Raw genomic sequence first — 21,046 nt, 5'->3', positions numbered from 1 at the left:
ACGATGTGGGGCCGACTACCCCTTTCCGTTCGCGGCGGTGGCCTTGGGCTGCTCTCGGACGGTGCTGCCGGGGTAGCGCTTGGCCACCGTGTTGGCGGTCGCTTCGATGCCCGACGTGAACACGACCTTGCCGTTCTCGGCGACGACCTCGTACTGGCGCTTGTTCTTGTTGCAGGCGCAGCCCATCAGGCTTCTCCTCCGGTGGTGGTGCCGGCAGCGGCGGCGGCCGGGGTGGTGGTGAACACGGCGGCGGCGAGGCGCTCGACCTCGTCGCGGGCGGCGGGGTCGCCGTTGCCGGTGGCGATGGACTGGGCGAGCTCGGCGACTTCCGCGCGGCGGGCCGCCTGGGCGTTCTGGACGGTGACGATCGCGTGGGCCAGGCCCTCGACGAACGGGACGCTCGTGATGAGGGCGGAGGCGACGGCGTCGACGTGGGAGCTGAGGAGCGGCTGCCGCTGTCCGGGCACGTCCGGACGACTGTCCGGGGCGCTGTCCGGACGATGTCCGGGCAGGTCAGCGGCCGTGTCCGGGGCGGCGTCCGGGTCGTGTCCGGGGTTGTCCGGAGCGTTGTCCGGACGCTGTCCGGCGGCGGACGCGGCCAGCGCCAGGTTCGACCGCTCGATGACGGCGGCGACGAGCGGCGACGAGTGCCCGGGGACGGGGACGTCGAGGACGGCGCGGAGCTCCCAGCCGCCGCCGCGCCGCGCCCGCAGGTGGTAGCTCGGCTGGCACGTCTTGAAGACCTTCCGGTCCCAGTCGGACAGCCACGGCGCGCCCGCCCCGGAGAACCAGAGCCCTCCGGCGTTCAGGCCGACGGTGACGATCGCGCCGACGGTCCCGGAGTTGTCGAACTGGCAGACCGCGTCATCGCACTGGGCGCCGTCGCCGTCGTGTCCGACGTTCATCGTCATCGCGCCGACCCGGACCGGGCTGCCGTCGTCGAGGATGAACTCCGTGCGGAGGAAGTGGGAGAAGTCGAGGCCCTCCCGCGCGAGGCGCTCGATGGTGATCTTCTTGCCCGGGTAGCCCGCGTGGGGCACCCCGGCCTGTGCGACCCAGCCGTACACCCGGCCGTCCGCGTAGTGCACCCCGCCGGACCCCGGGGGGAGCTCCTCCGCTGTCGGCTCCTTGAACCAGGCTGCCGGCATCGGGGGCGCTTCCCGCATCGCCGACCAGGCGGACGCCTCCAGCTCGGTCAGCGCGGTCTCGTCGACCGCGGCGGCGGTGGCGTCGGTGCCGGTCGTGTTCGGGCCGACGTACAGGCCACGGGACAGGCGGACGACCCTGCCGGCCTTCGCCGCGCGGCCCAGGTGGCCGCGCGCGGTGTCCATGCGGATGCCCAGGGCGCGGGCGACGTCGCGCGCACCTACGGCGACCGGGGAGCCCTTGACGTACTCGACGACCCGCAGGTGGGTTTCGGACGGGCGCGCCGCGGCCTGCATCTCCTCGTCGTCGAACGGCTCCGGCTCCGGGTCCGGCTGCTGGTCGGGGTCGGTGCCTTCGAGGACGATCCGCGCCTGGTCGTACGCGGGCATCGCGACGAGCGTCGCCCCCCGCAGCCGGGCCCGGGTCACGCGCATCAGTAGGTCGCCGCTGCTCTCCCGGTGGACGACCGTGCCCTTGCTCTGGTCGTCGGGGTCTCCGGCGGCTGCCGTGAGGGTGCCTGTGGGCTCCAGGGCGGCCCGGACGGCGGCGGCCGGGACGCGCCCGCCGGGGCCGGTGATGAGCTGCGCCACACGGCCCGTGCGGGAGAGGGCCGTCCCGGACGCGGTCCACTCTGCGGCCGTCGACGCGGTCAGCGACCAGGACCCGTCATCGAGGCGGAGCAGCGACGCGGCGGACAGGGACGCGAGGAACAGGATCTCGCCCTCGTCCTCGTCGGCGCTGTCGGTGCGGTCGACGAACTCCACGCTGACGTCGTCGAGGTCGACGGACACGCCGAGGGGGCCCTTCTCCTCCAGGATCATCAGGGCGTCGGCTCCGGCGGGCAGGTTCGGGTAGAGCACGCCCGTGCCGGGGATGCGGTCGCCGTCCCGGCTGACGGTCTGGATCGCCCCGGCGAGCTCCGCGCCCTCGTGGCCCATCAGCATCTCGTCGGCGTACTGGAGCGGCCACGGCCCGGCCCCGGACCAGTAGATGGAGCCGGGGCGGAAGACTCTGCCGTCGCCGGTCTCGGCGTTCTCGTAGGCGAGGGCGGTGTCGCCGGGGTTGTGCCAGGGGCGGGCGGCCATGCCGGCCGCTGTCCGCTCCTCGGTGTCCTCGGTGTTCATGGGGGCCTCCTGGGCCTGGTCGTCGTCGGTCGGTGGCCCGATCGGGATGTCCGTGTGCTCGCCCGCGAAGGCGACGCGGATGCGGTCGAAGGTGATCGGCCCGAGCCTCTCGTTGAGGTCGGCGAGGAGTTGGGGGTCGTCGCTGTAGGCCGCGCAGACGTGCCCGGCCCATGGGGTGTGCTGCTGGGGGATGCCGGGCCCGTGGGTGTCCTCCAGGGCGTATGTGGCGGCCCAGCGGGCGGACTCCAGGGTCGGGGCGTCCTGCGGCCGGTCGGGGTCGTCTCCGACCGCCCAGACCCAGCACGGGCTGTCGCGGTCGGCGTTCCACATGTTCGCGCCGAACGCCCGCCCGTGGATCCGGTCGTCCGGTAGTCCGTGCTCGTCGAGGCGGGCGCGGAGACCGGCGATCAGCTCGTTGCGCTGGTCTTCCGACCAGTCGGCGCCCTCGCCCAGGTAGAAGAGGGTGAGGTGGAGCTCCTCCCACGGTTCGGCGCCGTCGACGTCGAGGGCCAGGCGGCGGGCGTCGGCCTCCGTGGGGACGAGGGCGATCATGGCGCCGGTGTGCTGGGCGGCGGCGGTGACGGTCTCTCTGCCGGCCATGTCGGATTCCTTCGGATCGAAGACGTCGCCCCGCGCAGCGGGATGCGATTCGTAGGCGGCGGACCGGTCGGCGGTCGCCAACCCCAGGCGGCAGCGGCAGTTGCAGACCTGAGCCGGGGGCGCGGTCGGGTCACCGGGGGCGGACATCTGCACCCCGCCCACGGTGAACGGGTCGTCGAGGAGCTGGATCTGACCGTTCGCGCGGGCGTGGTCGGGGCGCACCTTGCGGTCGTTGCGGGTGAGCCACTGCTTGACGAGCGGCCGGTCCGGCCCGGTGAGCGCTTCACCGGCCGCGAGGGTGCCGGTGTTCCATGCCCGGGTGCTCTCCGTCTGGGCGATGAGGTGTTCCCGTCCAGGGCCCAGGTGGGCCCCCTCGCGGGAGAACGCGGCGCGGAGGCGGTCCCGGAGGGCGTCGACGTCCTCGCCCGCGTCAAGCCCTTCTGCGAGCTCGCGGCGGGCGACGTCCGCGAGGCGCTCCCCGACCGCGTTCAGGAGGTGTTCGGTCGTCTCGACGTACTGGCCGATGCCGGGCGGCAGCTCCCGGCCGGTCTCGTGCCGGCCGGGGAGGTCGTCCCAGCCTTCGGGGAGCTCTGTCCCGACGTCGTCCGCCGCAGCCTCCGCCGCGGTCTCGACGTTGCCCAGCAGCCGGGACACGAGCCCGGACACCCGGGCGCCCCACATGCGGGCGATCCGGCCGACGGAGAAGCGGGCGGCGACGAGCTCGGTGGCGCCGTCGACGGCGCGGGCGAACTCGTCGGCGGTCTCCTCCAGGGCGTCGGCGACGGCCCGGGTGAAGTCGGCTTCGGCCTGGTCGAACTGCCGGTCGCGGTCAGCGGCCACGGTCGATCCTCCTTGGCGGCAGCGGGCTCGATGGGTCGTCGCAGATCTCGCACCACGACCAGGTCCCCACGGCGGAGACGCCTTCCGGGGCGAGGAGCAGCAGGTCGGTGGTGATGAGGGTCTCGGCCTTGCAGGTGGGGCACCAGCCGGTGTTGAGAGTGCCGTGGTGCAGGGCGAGCCCGGCCCAGTGCGGGCGCGCCGCGGGGGCCGGGCGTGGGGTGTGGCGGCGGGTCATGCCGCTGCTCCGACACAGGGGGCGACGACCTTCTCCATCAGCCCGTACTCGTGGTCGATACCGGCCGCGATGAGAGACCGGGTGTAGTCGTCGAGGGACGCGGTCAGGCACTCCGGGTCGAGGCCGTACCGGGCGGCGAGCTCCGGGGTGCGGGTCCATGCGTCGTCGAGGAGCTTGCGCTGCTCGACCTGGGCGGCGTCGACGGGCAGCAGGGTGTGGAGGCGGGCGGGGTCGGTGCTCGTCCAGCGGGCGCGTTCGGAGCGGGGACAGGCGGGGGAGTTCAGCAGCCGCTTGCCCGCGGTCGTCAGGGCCGCCCAGATCAGCCCGTCAGCGGCGGCGAGGATGCCCTCGCCGGGCCGGGCCGGGATGACGGCGGCGACAGGTTCGGCGTCCGGGTTCTGCTCCGGTTCGCTGTTCGTCTCGTCTGCCGGCAGCGGGTCGTCTTCCTCGCCGTCGCCCTCGTCGGTGGGGGCGTCGCCGGGGTTGGGTGCGTCGGCCTCGTCGAATCCGGTCTCGCGGCGCAGGGCCTCAGCGCTGATGCCTCCGGCCTCGAACACTTTGAGGGCGGTCTCGGAGCGGTTGGTGCGGACGCGGAGGCCGCTGGAGTCGTACCAGACCAGGATGTCGTCGGCGTCCGGGTCGTCTTCGGCTTCGAGGATCGGGCGGAGCCACTGGGTGGTGAGGGCGTGGACGACGGTCTTGGCGCGCGGCTCGACCCCCAGGCGGATCGCCTCTTGGCTGAGGGCCCAGACGCCCCAGTGGTTGATGCCGCCCATCCCAAGGAGGATCTCCGCCGGGACGTCGAGGCCGGTCGCGAAGCGGCGGATGGCCTCGTCGCGGAGCTTGATGGCGAGCTCGTCGAAGTCGGATTCGAAGGTGAGGCGCTTGATGTCGCCGATCGTCTCGGCCGGCACCTCCAGGATGATCGGCACCGTCGCGGCTGCTGACTCCGGCTCCCGGTAGGCGGTCTCAGCGACGGTCATCAGGACGTCGATCAGGTCGTCTTCGGCGTCGCCCTGGGCGGGGGTGCCGGGGAACTTGGTGCCCTTGGGGACGAGGAGGATGCCCCGGCCGGTGAGCCGTGAGCGGGCGATCGCGGCGACGGCGGCGTTGAGCAGCTGGAGCTCTTCGAGGAGTCCGATGCTGGCGCGTACGGGGCTGTCGGCCTCGATCTGGCGGGCGGGGTGGGCTTCCCAGACGCGGATCGCGACCGGGGCGGCCGGGTCGGGGTCGGGGTCGTCCTCGTCGTACTCCGGGACCTCGACGGGGAAGCCGTCGATCTCCGCGACCATCTTGGAGCCCTGGGTGCTGACTTCCTTGACCGACAGGACGTGCCAGGTCTCGCCCGTGACGACCTCGTCCTTGACGGTCGGGCGGATGACGATCCATGCCTCGCCGGGGACGACGAGGTGCGGGCCGAAGTCGGCGAGCATCTGCGCCTGGCCGTCGGGGCCTCCGGCGATGCTGGCGACGAGCTCGGCGGCCCGGTGGGTGTCGGGGACGGGTTCGACCTTGCCGTCCGGGCCGCGCCGTCCGGCGAAGAGGGTGAGCCCGGACATGGCGTTGGCGACCCAGTTCGCGGCGAACCGGACCTCTGGGGTGGAGTCGTACATGTCCCAGGCGCGGAGCTGCCATCCCTGGTCGACCGTGGTCGTCCGCGCGCGGAGGCGGCGGGTGGTGTACCGGGAGGCGGCGGCGGTGAGCGCGCGGCGGGCCATCAGTGGCCGTCCCTGGTGTCGTCCCACCGGTTCAGGAGTACCGCCGCCCCGGCGACGGCGAACCACTCGATGCCGTGGACGAGGAGCGGCGTGCCGTGCCAGGCATCGGTGGCGAGGAGCCAGGCGGCGAGGAAGGCGCCGGACACCCACCAGCCGGTGCAGTAGACGCAGGAGATCAGGGTCACGATCGCGGTCCGGAGGGCGGAGTCGGGTCGCTTCTCGTGCCAGCCGATCACCCGGTCACGGGCGGGGTCGAGGATGGAGTCGTGGACGACGAGCTGTGTCCCCCGGTAGCTGGCGGCGGCCAGGAGGACAAGGGCGGCGAGGCTGATCATGTGTGTCCCCTGGGGTGGAGATCATCCTGACGAGGTCGAGCGAGGATGATAGGCCACTCCCGGGGGAGGGGTCCGGCGGTGTTCGCGCAGGTCAACCGCCGTTTTAGATCAAAGAACGGGGTGGGGTCAGAAGAGGTGCGCGGTGCCGTACGGGTCGCCCTCCGGTGCGTCTGTTGTGTCCGGGGTGTCGGTCTCGTCGAGCTCCAGCTGGCGACCGGGCTGCGGCAGGTCGACGATCTCCAGCGATCCCATGCAGGACACGAGGGCGCTGCCGGGTTCGCGGGTCTGGCCGGGGACGTCGTGGCGCCACATCCGGCCCTTCGACGTGCGACCGGCGACGGGGCCGGCAGCCGTGGGGCGTCCGCAGCGCGCGCAGGGGAGGCGCGGGAGCTTCATCACCTGCCCAGTGTGGCCGTGCCGGCACCGGCCCGTACAGCGGGCGCCAGGCGGGGGCGCGGCGGGTCTACACTGCCGGGCCGGGGGCCGGTGGTCGGCTTGACGCCAGTGCCCATGGGAAGCGCCGGGATTGATCCGCACCCGGTGGCCACCGGCCCCCTGCCGGCAGGCGGCCTAGCTCGTGGCAGGCGCGAGGAGCCATCGGGGCGCGGTCGCCAGGTAGTTCAGGGCTTCATCGGGCGTCAGCCCGCAGCGGGCGGCGAGGCGGGGCAGGTCGCTGCCGACCAGCGCGCGGACCTCCGACCGTCTGAGCTGCCATTCGATGTCAGCGAGGGAGATGCGCGGCACGGTGTACTGCCTGTGCGGCGGAATGCGGGTGGTCATGTCAGCGGGTTCCTCTCGTGGCGGTGCTGCCTCCGATGGTGCGCCCGTAGCGGGCCGCTGCGGCGGCGCTCCCCTGTCCGGTCCGGGCCGGGGAGAGGATCGTCGACGAGGCGAGGAGCTCGGCGTACAGGGCCATCACGACGGCGTCCCCCCGGTCCGGGGAGCGGCCCAGCCGGGCGATCAGGTCCTCTTTCGGTTCGATCTGGATCTTCGGGGGGACGCCGGTCTTCACCTCCCACGTCGGGGCGGTCAGGTCGGCGAGCAGCAGGTCATCCGGGGGCAGCATCAGTTCGGCGCCGAACGCCGGGTCGAGGAGCTCCCTGCACCGCCAGTACGCCGCTGACCGGGTGGCCGTGAATCCCCACTCGCCGTCCCTCGTCCGCATCTTGCTCTTCGCAGCGCCCGTGTAGGCGAGGACGGGTTCACCGAGCTCCCGGAGCCGGTCGACGACGCCACCGCCGACGCCCATGGAGTCGACTGCCGGCACCGCGCCGGGGCGGCGCAGGACAGCGGCCTGGACGCGGGCGGTCGTCTGCATGGTGTCCTCGCGGTCGTGGATCTCCAGCTCGGTGATCGCGAGACCCGTGCGGTGGGCGAGGACCGTGCTGTCTCCTCCGCCGCGGGCGACGTCGACGCCGATCACCTGGCGGCCGTCGAGGGGCGGGCGCCCAGCGGCGTCCCAGAGGTGCCAGCGCTCGACCGCCGCCTCGACCCAGGCGAGGGGGATGACGCTGTCCTCGTCGGACGCGTGGAACTCCCCCAGGACGCGGTTGGCGTACAGGGCGGAGTCGCGGCCCCACTGGCGGGCGCGCTGCTCCGCCCACTCCGGGGAGATCCTGCCGGCAGCGACGGCCTCCGCGAGGGTGACGTGGCGTACGTGCCAGTCCTCGAACCCCGGCTTCCTGCTGTGGATGTCGTAGAACCGGCCTGACGGGGGCCCAGGCGTCGAGATGGCGAGGGCGAACGCCTCCGGGAGCCCGGACGTCTGGCCGCCGGAGAACGCGCCCTCGATGGCGTCCCAGGTGCCATCGGGGACGACCTTCGCCTCATCGATCAGGTAGAGCAGGCTGTCGGCGTGCGCGCCCTCGATGAGCTCGGGCTTGGTCGACGCGACGGCGGACGCGGCGCCGAACCGGAGCTTGATGCTGTGGACGAGGAGCTCCGCGTTCTCCCGGAACGGGGGGCGCCCCAGGACGTCCCAGCGGATGAGCCGCGCCCACTTCTTGATCTCGGGCCAGAGGTAGACCGCGAGGTGGCGCCAGGCGGAGGCGGTCGTCAGGATCTTCCAGTCGATGCCGGCAGCGTCCCGGGTCGTCGCGAACCAGAGCACGACGAGCGCGGCCATGCCGGTCTTGCCGAGACCGTGAGGGCCCCGGATCGCGACGCGCTTCTTCTCCGGGAGGAGCCCGATCGCGTCGGCCTGGTACGTGGTGAGGCTCTGGCCGGGCTTCCAGGCGATGACGTCGCGCGCCCAGCCGACCGGGTCGCGCATGTACCTGATCGCCCGTCTGGCGGCCTTCTGGGTACGCCGGGAGGCCACCCGGTCCCGGACGGCGCGGAGCGTCGCGACGTCGCCCGCGCGGACGAGGTCCCGGACGTGCTGCTCAAGCTCCTTCGCCGTCGCCACCCCTGCCCCCTCCCCCGGCCGGGCCGCGCGTCACGGCGCTGCTCCCTGCTCGTCCTCGTCGTCGGCAGCGTCGGCGAGGATCGCGAGGATCTCGTCACCGAGCTTCTGGGCCTCGATGTTGATCTTCCTGGGGGCGGCGAGACCGAGAAGGCGTTCCCTGCCGGCCATGCACTTGAGCACGACGTCGCTCGCCTTGGTGTCGCCCTTGACGGCCTTGCCCCAGTGGGCGGCCTGGAGGCGGTTGTAGCGCATGACCTCCCGGGTGCGGATGGTGTCGGTGTCCTCGTGGCCCCGGGCGATGCTCTCCTCGATGGCCCGGTCGACGGCCTTCTGTGCGGCGGCGCCGTCGGCGTACCCGACCTGTTTCGCGATCGTGCGGTAGTCGACTCCGGCGAGGTGGAGCTGTAGGGCCTGGATGCGTCGTTCTACGGCGGACATGCGCTGTCGGGGCGAGGCTCCCATGGGTGTTCTCCTCGTCGTCCGGGGGGCTCTGTGTGTCCAGGTTTCGCTTTCAACCATGCGGGCGTGGCTGTGACCTGGGGGTTTGTGGGGGCGTCGTGGGGTGGTGGTCGGGGTGGGGTGGTGGCGGGGTGGGGTGTGGTGTGGGTGTGGAGGGGGTGGGAGCGTGGTCCCGGGGGTGGGGGACGGGGTGGTGTCGGGGTGCTAGGGGAGGGTGCAGGAGTCGGATGCGGGCTGCTCGTCGGCGAGGAAGATCGTTTGGGCCATCATCTTGAAGCCGCTCATGCGCTCGCGGAAGGTCTCGATGGACTCCTCGGGGTGGACGGAGTCGATGACGGCGTGGGGGCCGTGGGCGTTGAACTGGTGGGAGACGCCGCGGGGGACCTGCATGTCGGCCCACGAGTTGGGCGGGACGACGAGGTTGTAGCGGGTGCGGTGGTGTCCGGCCGGGACGTCGGGGTGGTCGTCGGTGAAGGTCTCGGGCCGGAAGGTGGTGACGCCGGGGACGTCGGTGATCCGGATGGGGGCGAGGCTGCTGACGCGGATGCGGGTGTCGGGGCCGGTCATCATGCGGACGAAGCGGAGGCCGGTGTGGAGGTGCATCCTGCTGCAGATGTCGCGGTCGACGACGTCGTAGAAGTCCATGAGGTACCTGTCCGCTTCGTACCCGCTGTACGGGGCGGCGAGCATGTAGACGTCGCCTTCCTCGAAGGTCTGCGCGCGGGTGATGCCGTCGACGTCGGGCGTGGTGGCGACGGGGGCGCGGTGCGCGGACTGGACGAGGGCGCGGAGGGCGTCGGTGACGGCGACGGCGATCTCCGGGGGGAACTGGACGACGGGGGTGACGTGGCAGTTCCCGGGGTCGCGGAAGGCGAGGACGTCGTGGACCTCGTTCTCGTCGTCGGGGGTGATCTTCATCGTCGTGGCGGGGGCGGTGGCGGGCATGGTCGTGCTCCTGGTCGTCGTCGAGGTGAGGGGGCGGGGCGTGCCGGCGGTCAGCCGACGGTCCAGCCCTGGTTGAAGGTGTCGGGGGCGTGGCGGGCGAGCATGTTGCCCCGGTCGGCGAGGCGGTCGACCTCTTCGGGGTCCATCTCCAGGCGGGCGCTGATCTCGTCGGGGGTGAGTCCGAGCTTGAGGAGGTCGTCGACGATCTCGGCCATGCCGAGGACGTGGTGAGTACCGCGGGCGCGGTTGTGGCGGACGGTCGCCATGCGGGCGGTCGCGGCGTCCGTGGGCGGGAGGACGACGACGGGGACGAGGCCGTCGGAGAGGGCGGCGACGTCCTTGTCCGCGGCGATCGTCCAGCGGTGGAAGCCGTCGACGACCTCGAACGTGCCGTCGGCCTGGTCGCGGGCGACGATGGGCTGGGTCCAGCCGTTTTCGAGGATCGACGTCTTGAGCAGGCGGTGCTCCGGGGGCGCCTGCTTGTTGGGGTTCCAGGAGTTCGCGGTGAGCTGCTCGCGCGGCATCCAGCGGACGGCGCTGACGGGCTGCTGGTCGGCTCCAACCGGGGCGCGGAACGGGGCGGGGCTGGTCATCGGGTGAGGTCCTTGTACTGGTCGGGGACGATCGCGTACGCGTCCGTGGGGAGGGGGCGGGGGTGGCCCAGCTCGGCCGGGGTGGTGCCGTCGGCGAGGAGCTCGGCGAGCTCGGCGGTGTACGTCACCCAGTGGTCGGCGGTGTCGGCGCGCATGAGCTGGTTGGACTCCTGCCGGCGTTCCTTGAAGTCGCCGCGCATGGCGAGGGTCAGGAGGAACGACCAGTTGAGTCCGGTGTCGGGGTGCGGGGCGGACGGGAGGATGGGGTGGGTCGTCTTGCGGTAGTGGCGGGCCATGACGTCGGCGATGCGGCTGGCGACCTTGTGCTGGACGTGGTCGCCGTGCTTGCGGACGTAGTGGGTGATGAACTCGGGCCAGGTCTGCCCGGGGGGCTTGGGGGGCTTCCCGCCGTAGCCGTAGAGCTCGGTGCGGGCGTACCGGTACGCGGCGCCGATGCCGGGGACGCGTTCGGCCATGCGGGCCCAGACGTCGGGGAAGCACTGGGCGTACATGTGGATCTTCTGTAGGGGCTCCTCGCCGAAGGCGGGTGAGCAGCGCTGACCGGACGGGCCGATGCCGGCCATCTCCATCAGGTCGTACGCCTTGTTGTAGTCCCAGCCGTGGAGGCGGGTCGCGGCCCAGACGTCTTCGGTCCGCCAGTCGTACACCGGGTACGCCTTCCACAGGTTGCCGTGGTTGACGGCTGCGGCCTGCCGGTTCTTGCTGATGTCGTACTTGACGATGTAGTTGTCCACGGACCGGAGGCGGACGGCGTGGGCGCGGATGAGGGACTCCTGTGCGCGGATGCCCATGAGGCACGCGGTGGTGTGCGGGGGCGGGGCGAGGAGCCCGTTGGTGTTCGGGATGCTGAGCCGCTGCTCGGGCGGCCAGAGGGGGAAGCCGGGCAGGGTCGTCCGGGCCTCCGGGGGGAGGGGGCGGCACCACTTCGCCTTGTCCTCCGGGGCCCAGGGCCACCAGTGCGGGGAGCGGCGGGAGCAGGCGTTGCGGTGCTGCACGGGCAGGCAGTACCACTCGAGTGCGACGTCGTCGCGCTGCCCGACGCGGCGGACGTACTCCTCGGTCTCCTGCGGGATGGCTTCCTCGTCGAAGAAGACGACGCGGAGCGGGAGGTGTCGGCGGAGTGCCGGCACCGCGTGGGCGACGTGCAGGGCGACGTTCAGGATGGCGGTGGAGTCCTTCCCGCCGGAGAAGGAGACGAACGCCCGGTCGTGGGTGTCGAGGACGTACTCCATGCGCTCCAGCGCCATGGTGTAGACGTCGGCGGCCGCGGCGAGGCGGGGCCGGTTCTGCTTGGGCTGATAGCCGTTCTTGTAGACGTCGAGGGGTGCGCCCTCCGGGAGCCAGCCGCCGGGCGTGGTGTCGGTCATCAGGGGCCTTCCTGGGGCAGGTGCTCGGCAGGGGCGAGGGCGTACGGGTCGGCAGGGAGTGGGCGGGGGTGGCCGAGCTCGGCCGGGGTGGTGCCGTCGGCGAGGAGCTCGGCGAGCTCGGCGGTGTACTTGGCCCAGTACGAGGCGGCGGTGCCGTCGGTGAGCTGCTTCACCTCCTGGCGGCGGTGCTTGAAGTCGCCGCGCATCGCGAGGACGAGGAGGTACTTCCAGTTCAGGCCGGTGACGGGGTGCGGGGAGCGGGGCAGGATCGGGTCGGTTGTCATGCGGTAGTGGCGGACGAGGGACTCGCTGACCCGTCCGGCGATGTACCGCTGTTCCTTCGGGCCGTGCTGGTTGAGGTAGTGGGTGATGAAGTCGGGCCAGGTCATGCCGGCGGGCTTGTCGGGCTTCTTCGCTCCGAGCCCGTACAGCTCGGTGCGCGCGTACCGGGCCGCCGCGCCGACGCCGGGGACGCGCTCCGCCATGCGGGCCCACACGTCGGGGAAGCACTGGGCGTAGACGTGGAGCTTCTGCAGGGGCTCCTCGCCGAAGGCGGGCGAGCAGCGCTGTGCGGCCGGGGTGACCCCGGCCATCTCCATCAGGTCATAGGCGCGGTTGTAGTCCCAGCCGTGGACGCGTGCGGCGGCCCAGACGTCTTCGGTCCGCCAGTCGTAGATCGGGTATGCCTTCCACAGGTTGCCGTGGTCGACGGCGGCGGCCTGGCGGTCGCGGCCGTGGCTGTGCCGCACCAGGTAGTTGTCGACGGGGCGGCGGCGGACGGCGAGCGCGCGGATGCGGGACTCCTGGGCGCGGATGCCCATGAGCGTGACCGTGGTGTGCGGGGGCGGGGCGAGGAGCCCGTTGACGTTGGGGATCGTGAGCCGCTCGGATGCCGGCCAGACGGGGAAGCCGGGCAGGGAGGTGATCGCCTCCGGCGGGAGGGGGCGGCACCACTTCGCTTCGTCCTCCGGGGCCCAGGGCCACCAGTACGGGGAGCGGCGGGAGCAGGCGTTGCGGTGCTGCACGGGCAGGCACAGCCACTCTCCGGCGACGTCGGGGCGGGCGAAGACGCGGCGGACGTACTCCTCGGTCTCCCGGGGGATGGCTTCCTCGTCGAAGAAGACGACGCGGAGCGGGAGGTGCCGGTGTAGGCGGGGGTCGCGGTTGGCGACCTCCAGGGCGACGTTCAGGACGGCCGTGGAGTCCTTCCCGCCGGAGAACGCGATGAGGGCCCGGTCGTGGTGCTCCAGGACGTACGCGGTGCGCTCGCAGGCCAGGGTGTAGACGTCGCTGCCGGCAGCGAGGCGGGGCAGGCTGAACTTCGCCGTGTAGCCGCGGACGTGCTCGGCGTCGATCGGGGTGCCCTCCGGGCGCCAGCCGTCACGGGTGCCGGTGTCGGTCATCCGGTCCCCTATCAGGTGTTGCGGGCGAGCCAGTCGGCGGCCGCGGGGAGGTCGGGGGCTGCGGCGTGGATGAGGCCGGGTTCGATCGCGTACGTCTCGGCGAACGAGGCGTCGCGGTCGCCGACCCTCCGGCCGGGCCAGGATCCGGTGCCGGTCTTCCAGCCGTTCGGGAAGCCGTACACCGGGGGCAGGGGGCGCTGGTTGTAGTGGATGACGGCGAGGACAAGTTCGTGCGACCAGGCGCGGAGGGGGCAGTACGAGGTGAGGTTCCGGGTCTCGTGGATGCCGTACGGGGTGTTCGGGATGCTGTTGCCGTCGGCGGTCCGACGCCCGTAGATCTGGAGCCGGGGCCGGTGCTCTTCCTGGTAGCGGTGCTGTGCCCAGCGGGTACCGACGAGGGTCCAGCGGTAGCCGTCGCGGGAGTTGGCGGGAAAGAGGTAGCGGTCGTTCTGGGGCTGGGCGAGCCAGGCCGGGGTGATCGCGGTGTTCCCGTAGTGGGTGAGGCCGTCGGGCTGGTAGGTGGCGACCCAGTCGAGGTAGGCGGTGAACTCCAGGTGCGGGAGCGTGCCGAGCAGGGCGCGCCTGACGCCGGCACGCTCCATGACGACCTGGAGGGCGATGGAGTCCTTCCCGCCTGACCAGCCGTACACGGCTTCGTCGGTGCGGCCGTCGAGGACGAGGCGGGTTTCCGCTGCTGCCAGCATGACGGCGCGGTCGGCTTCTTCCTCGGTGACGTAGTCGGTGATCGACTCCCATACGCGCTGGACGTCGTCGTTGCTGTACGCGGTCTTGGCCTTGAGGACTCGTCGCATGTCAGGCCCCGGTCAGCCAGGCGTCGAGGCGGCGGCGGGCTTCGGTGTCGCTGTCCTGGGCGACGGGGCGCGGCGGGGCCTTGAACAGCCAGGCGGACGCCCACTCATCGGCGCTCGGGTCGTTGCGGTCGAGGGCGGCCTTGGCGATGCGCACGGCGTCGATGACGATGCCGGCACTGTTCGGGCTGTCGGGGACGGTGAGCTGGAGCTCCATGTCGATCGGGGCTCCGGCGAAGCCGCGGCCCTCGCAGCGGATGAACGCCTTCTTCGTGTCGCCGAGGAAGCGAACGAAGTCGGACGGGCCGATGTGGACGTTGTCCGGGTCGAGGTCTCCGGCGTACGCGTCGGTGACCGCGCTGGACTTCGACACGCGCTTCGTGGCGAGGCGGTCGGCCTCCAGCATGTTGTAGAAGTCCATGTTCCCGCCGACGTTCAGCTGGTACGTCCGGTCGAGGGTGATCCCCCGGTCGGAGAAGGCGCGGGCGAGGATGCGGTGGACGTACGTGGCGCCGAGCTGGCTCTTGATGTCGTCGCCGATGAGCGGGAGACCGGCCGTCCGGAAGCGGGCGCGCCATGCCTCGTCGCGGGCGATGAAGACGGGGATGTTGTTGACGAAGGCACAGCCGGTGTCGAGGGCGATCTGTGCCCACCACTCGGTGGCGGCCTGGCTGCCGACCGGCAGGTAGTTCACGAGGACCTGGACGCCCGCCGCGCGGATCTCCTCGCGGATACGGGCGGCGCCGTCCTCCGGGGTCTCGGCGGTCTCGTCGACCGTGATGCGCTCGCGGTACTTGGTGCCGGCACCGTCGAGGGCGGGGGCACGGCTGACGGTGACCCCGTCGGCGATCGGCTTGAGGCCGTCCTGCGGGATGCCGACGTCGAGGTTCTGGCCCCGGGTGCGGGCGTCCCAGAGCTGGCGGCCGACCTTGTCGGCGTCGACGTCCCACGCGGCGACGGGGACGACGTCGGCCGGGGTGTATCCGGCGATGGCGGGGTGGGAGAGGCCGGTCGTGTCCTCCGGGTGGACGGTGTAGTACGAGACGCCTTCCAGGAGCGCGCGGGCGCAGTTGCCGACGCCGATGATGCCGATGCGGACGGTGCCGATGATGTCGACGCGGACGGTGTCGTTCACAGAGACTCCATGATCATTTCGAGGGTGTGGGCGACGAGGTCGGTTTCCTCGTCGGTCCAGGTCCAGGGCGGGCACTGCTCGGTGCCGAGACAGAACGTCCAGTCGGCGAGGGTGACCGCGGCCGGGACGTGGGGCCCCAGGCCGGGGCCGGTGGCGAAGGTGGGGTGTGCGGGGAGGGGGATGGTGCCCCAGTCGTGGGTGGGGACGTTCGCGTCGCGGAGCGCTGTCCGGAGCGCCCGGTAGCGGCTTGGGGGTGTTCCGGGGAGGCCGGTGCGGATCTTGTGGAACGCGGGCTCGGTGCCGGCAGGGACCTGCTGGTGCCAGAGGCCGGTGTCGGCGAGGGTCTCGCGGAGGCGGGCGCCGACGTCGCGGGCGCGGGGGGCGACGAGGGGGAGGCGGAAGCGGATTTCGTCGACGGCGATCGCCATGGACAGCTCGGTGGGCCGCCAGTTGTGGCCGGGCCGGGTGATGAGGGCGTTGGCGCGGGGGTGCCCGGGTTCGGCTCCGTAGTCGCGGAGCTGCCGGAGGTCGTCGGCCAGGTCCTCGTTGTCGGTCGTGACGGCTCCGCCGTCGGGGGCGGACACGAGCTTGGTCGCGGAGAACGACCAGCAGTGCGTACCAGCGGCGCCCAGGTGCCGGCCGTTGACGAGGGTGCCGAGGGACTGGCAGGCGTCGGTGATGACCTGGTCCCGGGGCAGGGTGTGGGGCACGCCGTGCAGGTCCGGGGTCAGGACGACGGCACCGGGTGCCGGGAGGGGGTCGATGCTGTTCCCGGTGTCGGGGTCGACGTCGTGGTACAGCAGGCGGGCGCCGATGTGCGCAGCGCCGGTGAGCGTGCCGGCGAAGCCGAAGGCCGGGGTGTGCAGCGGGGTGCCGGCACGGACGCCGTGGGCGAGGAGCGTGGCGTGGATGGCCGCGGTGCAGGACTGGAACGCCACGGCGTACGGGGCGCCGGTCAGCTCCTTCATCGCCTCTTCGACGTCGTGCGTGTACGGGCCGCTGGTCCAGGTCCCGGAGTACAGGGCCATCGTCACCGCCCGGTCGGCGCTCATCGAGGGCGGCGGGGGCCACCTGCGTTCGCGGAGGCGGGAGAGGTCGGCGGTGCGGGTGGTCATGATGCCTCGCTGGTCGTCTGGAGGTAGGCGGCGCAGATCGCGGTGAGGGCGAGGGCCCCGGTGTCGTGACCGTTGGCGGCCTGCTCGGCCTTGATGGCGGCGCGGACGGTGTCGCGCTGGTCGAGGGTGAACACCCACTGGAGCGGCACCATCTGGACGGGCGGCGGGATCTCGATGCCTTCGCCGGGGTGGGAGCGGGCGCCGGGGCCGTCGTACGCGGTCGGGCCGGTGTGGACGCCGGGCGAGTACGGCACCGGGGCCGGGGCGGGGGCGTGGGCGTCTTCTGTGCCGGTCTGGGGCAGCGTGGACGGCGGGGCGGTGTGCGGGGGCCCGGCCTGGCTGTCGACGCCGGAGAACGGGTTGAGGGCGGGCGGCGCGGCGGCGGCCGGGGCGGCCGGGGGCTGCTCGGCGGCGGGCTCCATGAAGCTGGCGAGGAACTCGGCGCTCTGCTCGCCCAGGGCGCCGGTCGCTTTCAGGAGCTCGTCGAGGTCGTCGTCGACGTACGCGGTGCCGTCGAGGTTGTCGAGGCCGGAGAGGAGCTCAGCGAGGGCGGCGTCATCGTACGAGCCGAGTGCCGCACTGCGGTTGTCGACGAGGTTCACGCGGCGGGCGGTGTCGTCGTCGCAGTCGATGACTTCGCAGCGGGCGACCGGCTTCCATTTCGCGTCGTTGCCGCAGATCCCGCACGGGCGGGTCTCGGTGCCGGCCGTGACGAGCTGGCCGCAGTCGCCGGGGCCGTGGAGCTTGAAGGCGTCGGCGGTGTGGTTGCCCGCGAGGATCGTGAACGGGCCCTTCCCCGTGGAGGTCTCGCGGACGATGAGACTGCGGTACTGGCCGTTCCGGCGGAGGCTGTCGAGGATGACGTCGACGTCGCCTCTCTTCGCGTTGCCCTCGAAGGGTTTCAGCTTGGTGAGGGGGAGCTCGGCGATACGGACGTACGTCGCGTGGGTCATGGTCGTATCCCCTGGTGACGGCGGGTGGAGCGGAGAAGGATAAGGGCTTGGCGGGGGTGGTCAGCGTGGCCGCTGGCGGGCTGCTCGGGCGGCGTCGCGTTCGGCCTGCCACTCGCCGAAGCTCCTGCCGGCCATGCGCTTGCGGAAGTGGGGGATGTTGTTCGCGGGGATGCCGACGGGGGCGGGGCCGAGGACGGCGAGGAGGTCGTTGGCGTCCTGGGAGTGGAAGCCCGCGGCGCGGATCGCGGCATCGTCGGTGAAGACGTCGGCGATGCGGTCGCCCGGCCGCAGGAGGTGATCCTCCCGTCCGCCGAGGCTGTAGACCCAGCGGAAGTTGCGGGGCGGCGCGGGTTCGACGAGGCGGCGGAACCTCGTGACTTCCTTGGTGTAGCAGTAGAAGGAAACCGCAGGTCGGAAGGCCATTAGGCGGAGCCAGGCGGCCAGGTAGTGATCGCTGAAAAAGTCTCCGGCGTCGTGGATGCGGATCCAGCCGCCGGCATGGCGAGGGTGGGCGAGCTCCGCGGCCATCTGGCGCTGCCAGCCGGTCAGGTCGTCGAGGACGTACGCGAGGTTCTGCTGGTGGCGGGCGACGACGTTCGGGAAGTTGTAGGTCCCCGATCTTGCGTAACAGGCCAGGGCGCAGACTCCGGCGGCCGGACAGGTGTTGACGGTCCGTCCGTCCGGGAGGCGGGTCGCGAGGGCCGGGAGGGTCCAGTTCCATACTCCGTCGGCACGCAGCTCGCTGTTCTGGCCGAGGAGCCGTTCGGGTCGGCGCGGCCGTCGGCGGCGGGTCGGGGCCGGGAGGGCGACGGCGGTCGTCATCGGGGTCTCGCCTTCACTCGTGGGCGATGCCGGCAGCGGCGAGGAGCGCCGTCACGGGGACGTCGTGGGCGGGCTGCTGGCGGCGGGTCAGGACGTCGTCGAGGAGCCGGAGCGCGGAGAGGACGACGGCCGGGGCGTCCGTGTCGGGGACGGCGGCGCGGGCGGTCGTGATGAGCCGGTCCGCCTCGTCGCGGTCAGCGGCCGGGTAGGTGAGCGTGAGGTGGACGTGGCCGGGCGGCGGCGGGGGCGGGGCGTCGGGCGCGGCCGGGGTGGCCGTGGGGGCCGTGGGGGCGGGCTGCTCGCCCTGCTCCGGCTCTGGTTCCTCGTCGTCGGGCCCGTCGTCGTTCGCTTCGTCCAGGGCGGTCAGCAGGTCGTCCAGGTCGCCGCTGCTGTACCCGGTGCCGGTGAGGTCGTCGCCCATGCCGGTGAGGAGCTCGGCGAGGGCCTCGCTGTCCCAGGTCCCCAGCTCCGCCGATCGGTTGTCGACGAGGTTGATCCGGCGCGCGGTGTCGTCGTCGCAGTGCACGACTTCGCAGCGAGCTTCGGGGGTCCAGTCCTCGCCGCGGCACAGGGCGCAGGGCCGTTCCTCGCCGTCGGCCTTGGTCGTGAGACCGCACGGGCCGGGGCCGTGGGCGGCGAGGGCCTGCAACGTGTGGTTGCCCGCGAGGACGACGAGGGCGCCCGGGTCGGTCTCGCGGACGATGAGGCTGCGGTACTGGCCGTTCCGGCAGAGGGATTCGAGGATCGTCGCGACGTCGCCCCTCTTGGCGTTGCCCGGGTACGGGGAGAGGTCGGCGAGGGGGCGCGGCTCCGTGCGTACGTAGGTGGCCTGGGCGGTCATGGGCGGTATCCCCTGGTCGGCGACGGTTTGCGGCCAGGAAGGATAAGCCCGCGCGGAGGGGGTGGGACGGGCACAGGGAAGGGCCTGCCGGGCGGCTGCCGGCAGGCCCTTCGTGGGGGGGGTGGGGTCAGGCGAGGGGAAGAGGGGTTCGGCGCGGAGCTCGGCGAGGCGCTGGAGCTGGCGGCCGATGCCGCGCCCGGTGAGCGGGGCGGAGGCGTGCGGCCACACCTCCCGGGCGGCGGTGACGTAGAGGGCTCCGGCGAGGACGACGACCGTGCGGGCGTCGGCGAGACCGAGCTCGTGCGCCTGCTGGCGGAGCTGCTCCGGGGTGACGCTGCCGGGGTCGCCCATGCGCATCTCGTACGGGGCGGTGATCCGGTCGAGGGGGAGGATGCCGTGGCGGCCGGAGAGGATCACGGTCGTGCCGCCCGTGGCGGTCAGTGCGTCGGCGGTCTGCCGGCAGGCGCGGTGATAGCTGCCCTGGTAGAGCTTCCCGGCGGGGGCGGGGCGGTTGAGCTTGCGGGTGGCGCAGGGGATGACGACGAGGGGGCCGGTCGGAGGGGCGACCGTGGTCCGGATGGTGATGCCGTGGCGTTCGGCCATGGTCTGGCAGCGGGGGCACGACACGGTGCGGTCCGGGCTCTCGTAGAGGCCCCAGAACTTCGCCTGCGGCTTGCACAGGGCGTCGCCTGCGGCCCGGGTGAGCCTGCCGACGTTCAGCGGCTGGTCGAGTACGGCGTGCTCTCCGTTGGCCATGTTCGGGCCCTGGCGGAGGTGGTAGGCGGTGCGGACGTGGGCGGAGGGGACGGCGGGGTCGACGGGCGGCAGCTCGCGCGCCTGGGTGTACGGGGTGGACGTGGGCGGGGTGGGCGGCTGCTCGCCCGGGTGGTCCCGCTCGTACGCGCTCAGCATCGCGTCGAGGATGCCCTGGAAGCTGGTGGAGTCGCCGGTCATGGTGTCCTCGCTGGGTTGTCCGGACGTGTCCGGAGGGCGGGGGCGGACATGTCCGGACGGCTGTCCGGGGTGGTGTCCGCGCGGGGTGTTCCTGCTGGTCGGACGCTGTCCGGACATGTCCGGGGCGCCGTGTCCGGACGGTGTCCGGGAGGGGCGTCCGGCGGGGTTGTCCGGACGCGGGGGCGGACACGTCCGGGACGGGTGTCCGGACGTGTCCGCCGGGGCGTCAGCTGTCGGCGGGGCGGTGGCCGGTGACTTCCTCCCACCCGTACTTGTCCGTCCAGGAGTAGCCGGTCGTCACGCCGACGGTCTTGGCGTTGGCGCGGGCGACCTGGCGCCACTGGCCCCGGACGCGGACGAGGTCGCCCTTGCGGACGTTGTCCTTCGAGTACCGGCCGAAGGTGCCGGCCTGCTTCGCCTGCTCCAGCACGGCGCGGTCGCCGTCGATGCGCTCGACGAGCTCGGCGCGCTGTCCCTCGTACTGGCGGTACAGGCGGCCGGAGGTCGCTTCGGGGTGGTGCTCGGCGAGGCTCTGCATCTGGCGGTCGAGGCGGCGCAGCTCGGCTTCGCGGCGGGCGACCCTGCGGGCGACGACGTCGGGGCGCTGCTTCTCCGCCTCCGCGCGGATGGATCCGGCGACCCGTGCCGGCATCCGCTCCGCTTCCTGCGCGGTGAGCGCCGACCGGATGGCGGTGTCGACGCTGCGCTCCAGGAGGTTGCGGTGGGCGCGGCCCTTGCGGCCGGGGGCGACGGGCTGCCCAAGGGGGAGGTGGGCGACCATGGCGTCCGACGCGCGGTAAAGGGCGTCGGCCGTGCGGGCGAGCTTCTCGCCCTTCGCGGTGAGGGCCGCGCGCCGGTCCTCCAGCCGCTTGTGCGTCGTGTCCTGGACGGTGGCGTTGTCCCGGACGGCGGTCGAGACGTCGACGGTGACGGTGTGTCCGGCGGCGCGGAGGGCGTCGGCGGCGTTCTCGATGGCGACGATGCGGGGGGCGCGGTCGCGGGACTGGGGGATGCCGTACTGGCGGAGGGAGCGGAACCAGCGGAAGCCGTGGGCCTTGAGGATGTCGCCGGTGCCGTCGCCCTTGACGGTGTCGCCGTCGACGAGGGTGCCGTCTTCGGGGGTGTGGGTGATCTCGATGGTGGCCATGGGTGCGCCTTTCGTCGGGTGCTGGTCGGGTCGAGGGGGACGGTGTCCGGACGTGTCCGCTGGACGTGTCCGGACAC

Annotated in this window: 20 protein-coding genes; all 20 read right to left on the bottom strand. The window is 72.6% G+C overall.

Annotated elements, in window-relative coordinates; genetic code table 11:
* Positions 1 to 15 precede the first annotated feature (15 nt).
* On the bottom strand, positions 16 to 186 hold the full coding sequence (locus MUK52_RS14465) for a hypothetical protein (protein WP_284576806.1): 171 nt from the start codon (positions 184 to 186) through the stop codon (positions 16 to 18).
* Positions 186 to 3,710 carry a phage minor head protein gene (locus MUK52_RS14460; RefSeq protein WP_284576804.1) on the bottom strand — a complete coding sequence of 1,175 codons (3,525 nt, stop codon included), beginning with the start codon at positions 3,708 to 3,710 and terminating at the stop codon, positions 186 to 188. Before MUK52_RS14460 ends, MUK52_RS14465 begins: the two co-directional genes overlap by 1 nt.
* Positions 3,700 to 3,945 (bottom strand): hypothetical protein, encoded by a 246-nt coding sequence (locus MUK52_RS14455; RefSeq protein WP_284576801.1) that lies wholly within the window; start codon positions 3,943 to 3,945, stop codon positions 3,700 to 3,702. The genes MUK52_RS14460 and MUK52_RS14455 overlap by 11 nt, the downstream gene beginning before the upstream one ends.
* Positions 3,942 to 5,663, bottom strand: coding sequence for a hypothetical protein (locus MUK52_RS14450; RefSeq protein WP_284576799.1), 1,722 nt, complete (start codon positions 5,661 to 5,663; stop codon positions 3,942 to 3,944). Before MUK52_RS14450 ends, MUK52_RS14455 begins: the two co-directional genes overlap by 4 nt.
* Complete coding sequence (locus MUK52_RS14445; RefSeq protein WP_284576796.1) at positions 5,663 to 5,998, bottom strand: DUF1360 domain-containing protein; 336 nt, start codon at positions 5,996 to 5,998, stop codon at positions 5,663 to 5,665. Before MUK52_RS14445 ends, MUK52_RS14450 begins: the two co-directional genes overlap by 1 nt.
* 126 nt (positions 5,999 to 6,124) lie before the next feature.
* A complete protein-coding gene (locus MUK52_RS14440; protein ID WP_284576794.1) occupies positions 6,125 to 6,397 on the bottom strand; it encodes a hypothetical protein in 273 nt (90 codons plus the stop codon).
* A gap of 171 nt (positions 6,398 to 6,568) precedes the next feature.
* Entirely contained in the window at positions 6,569 to 6,778 is a 210-nt protein-coding gene (locus tag MUK52_RS14435) for a hypothetical protein (RefSeq protein ID WP_284576791.1), read from the bottom strand.
* 1 nt (position 6,779) lies between these two features.
* Positions 6,780 to 8,405 (bottom strand): hypothetical protein, encoded by a 1,626-nt coding sequence (locus tag MUK52_RS14430; RefSeq protein WP_284576789.1) that lies wholly within the window; start codon positions 8,403 to 8,405, stop codon positions 6,780 to 6,782.
* 30 nt (positions 8,406 to 8,435) lie between these two features.
* The gene (locus tag MUK52_RS14425; protein WP_284576787.1) at positions 8,436 to 8,867 is read right to left on the bottom strand and encodes a hypothetical protein; all 432 of its coding nucleotides are present in this window, start codon (positions 8,865 to 8,867) and stop codon (positions 8,436 to 8,438) included.
* Positions 8,868 to 9,068: 201 nt separating this feature from the next.
* A complete protein-coding gene (locus MUK52_RS14420) occupies positions 9,069 to 9,809 on the bottom strand; it encodes a hypothetical protein (protein ID WP_284576785.1) in 741 nt (246 codons plus the stop codon).
* A gap of 50 nt (positions 9,810 to 9,859) precedes the next feature.
* Entirely contained in the window at positions 9,860 to 10,402 is a 543-nt protein-coding gene (locus MUK52_RS14415; RefSeq protein WP_284576780.1) for an IbrB-like domain-containing protein, read from the bottom strand.
* Entirely contained in the window at positions 10,399 to 11,790 is a 1,392-nt protein-coding gene (locus MUK52_RS14410) for a phosphoadenosine phosphosulfate reductase domain-containing protein (RefSeq protein ID WP_284576777.1), read from the bottom strand. Before MUK52_RS14410 ends, MUK52_RS14415 begins: the two co-directional genes overlap by 4 nt.
* On the bottom strand, positions 11,790 to 13,193 hold the full coding sequence (locus MUK52_RS14405) for a DUF3440 domain-containing protein (protein WP_284576775.1): 1,404 nt from the start codon (positions 13,191 to 13,193) through the stop codon (positions 11,790 to 11,792). Before MUK52_RS14405 ends, MUK52_RS14410 begins: the two co-directional genes overlap by 1 nt.
* A gap of 11 nt (positions 13,194 to 13,204) precedes the next feature.
* The gene (locus MUK52_RS14400; RefSeq protein WP_284576772.1) at positions 13,205 to 14,005 is read right to left on the bottom strand and encodes a hypothetical protein; all 801 of its coding nucleotides are present in this window, start codon (positions 14,003 to 14,005) and stop codon (positions 13,205 to 13,207) included.
* Position 14,006: 1 nt separating this feature from the next.
* On the bottom strand, positions 14,007 to 15,110 hold the full coding sequence (locus MUK52_RS14395; RefSeq protein ID WP_284581708.1) for an inositol-3-phosphate synthase: 1,104 nt from the start codon (positions 15,108 to 15,110) through the stop codon (positions 14,007 to 14,009).
* A 23-nt stretch (positions 15,111 to 15,133) separates the two neighbouring features.
* Complete coding sequence (locus MUK52_RS14390; protein WP_284576770.1) at positions 15,134 to 16,252, bottom strand: DegT/DnrJ/EryC1/StrS family aminotransferase; 1,119 nt, start codon at positions 16,250 to 16,252, stop codon at positions 15,134 to 15,136.
* Positions 16,249 to 17,205 carry a ParB/RepB/Spo0J family partition protein gene (locus MUK52_RS14385; protein ID WP_284576769.1) on the bottom strand — a complete coding sequence of 319 codons (957 nt, stop codon included), beginning with the start codon at positions 17,203 to 17,205 and terminating at the stop codon, positions 16,249 to 16,251. Before MUK52_RS14385 ends, MUK52_RS14390 begins: the two co-directional genes overlap by 4 nt.
* A 60-nt stretch (positions 17,206 to 17,265) precedes the next feature.
* On the bottom strand, positions 17,266 to 18,027 hold the full coding sequence (locus MUK52_RS14380; protein ID WP_284576765.1) for a GP88 family protein: 762 nt from the start codon (positions 18,025 to 18,027) through the stop codon (positions 17,266 to 17,268).
* 13 nt (positions 18,028 to 18,040) lie between these two features.
* Entirely contained in the window at positions 18,041 to 19,822 is a 1,782-nt protein-coding gene (locus tag MUK52_RS14375; RefSeq protein WP_284576763.1) for a DUF6884 domain-containing protein, read from the bottom strand.
* A gap of 226 nt (positions 19,823 to 20,048) precedes the next feature.
* The gene (locus tag MUK52_RS14370) at positions 20,049 to 20,969 is read right to left on the bottom strand and encodes a DUF3560 domain-containing protein (RefSeq protein WP_284576761.1); all 921 of its coding nucleotides are present in this window, start codon (positions 20,967 to 20,969) and stop codon (positions 20,049 to 20,051) included.
* Positions 20,970 to 21,046: the final 77 nt, after the last annotated feature.

The sequence above is a fragment of the Streptomyces sp. 2P-4 genome (assembly GCF_030167965.1).
Taxonomy (GTDB): Bacteria; Actinomycetota; Actinomycetes; order Streptomycetales; family Streptomycetaceae; genus Streptomyces; species Streptomyces globosus_A.
The sequence above is the reverse complement of the archived record's forward strand: the minus strand, read 5'-3'. Positions and strand labels throughout refer to the sequence as shown.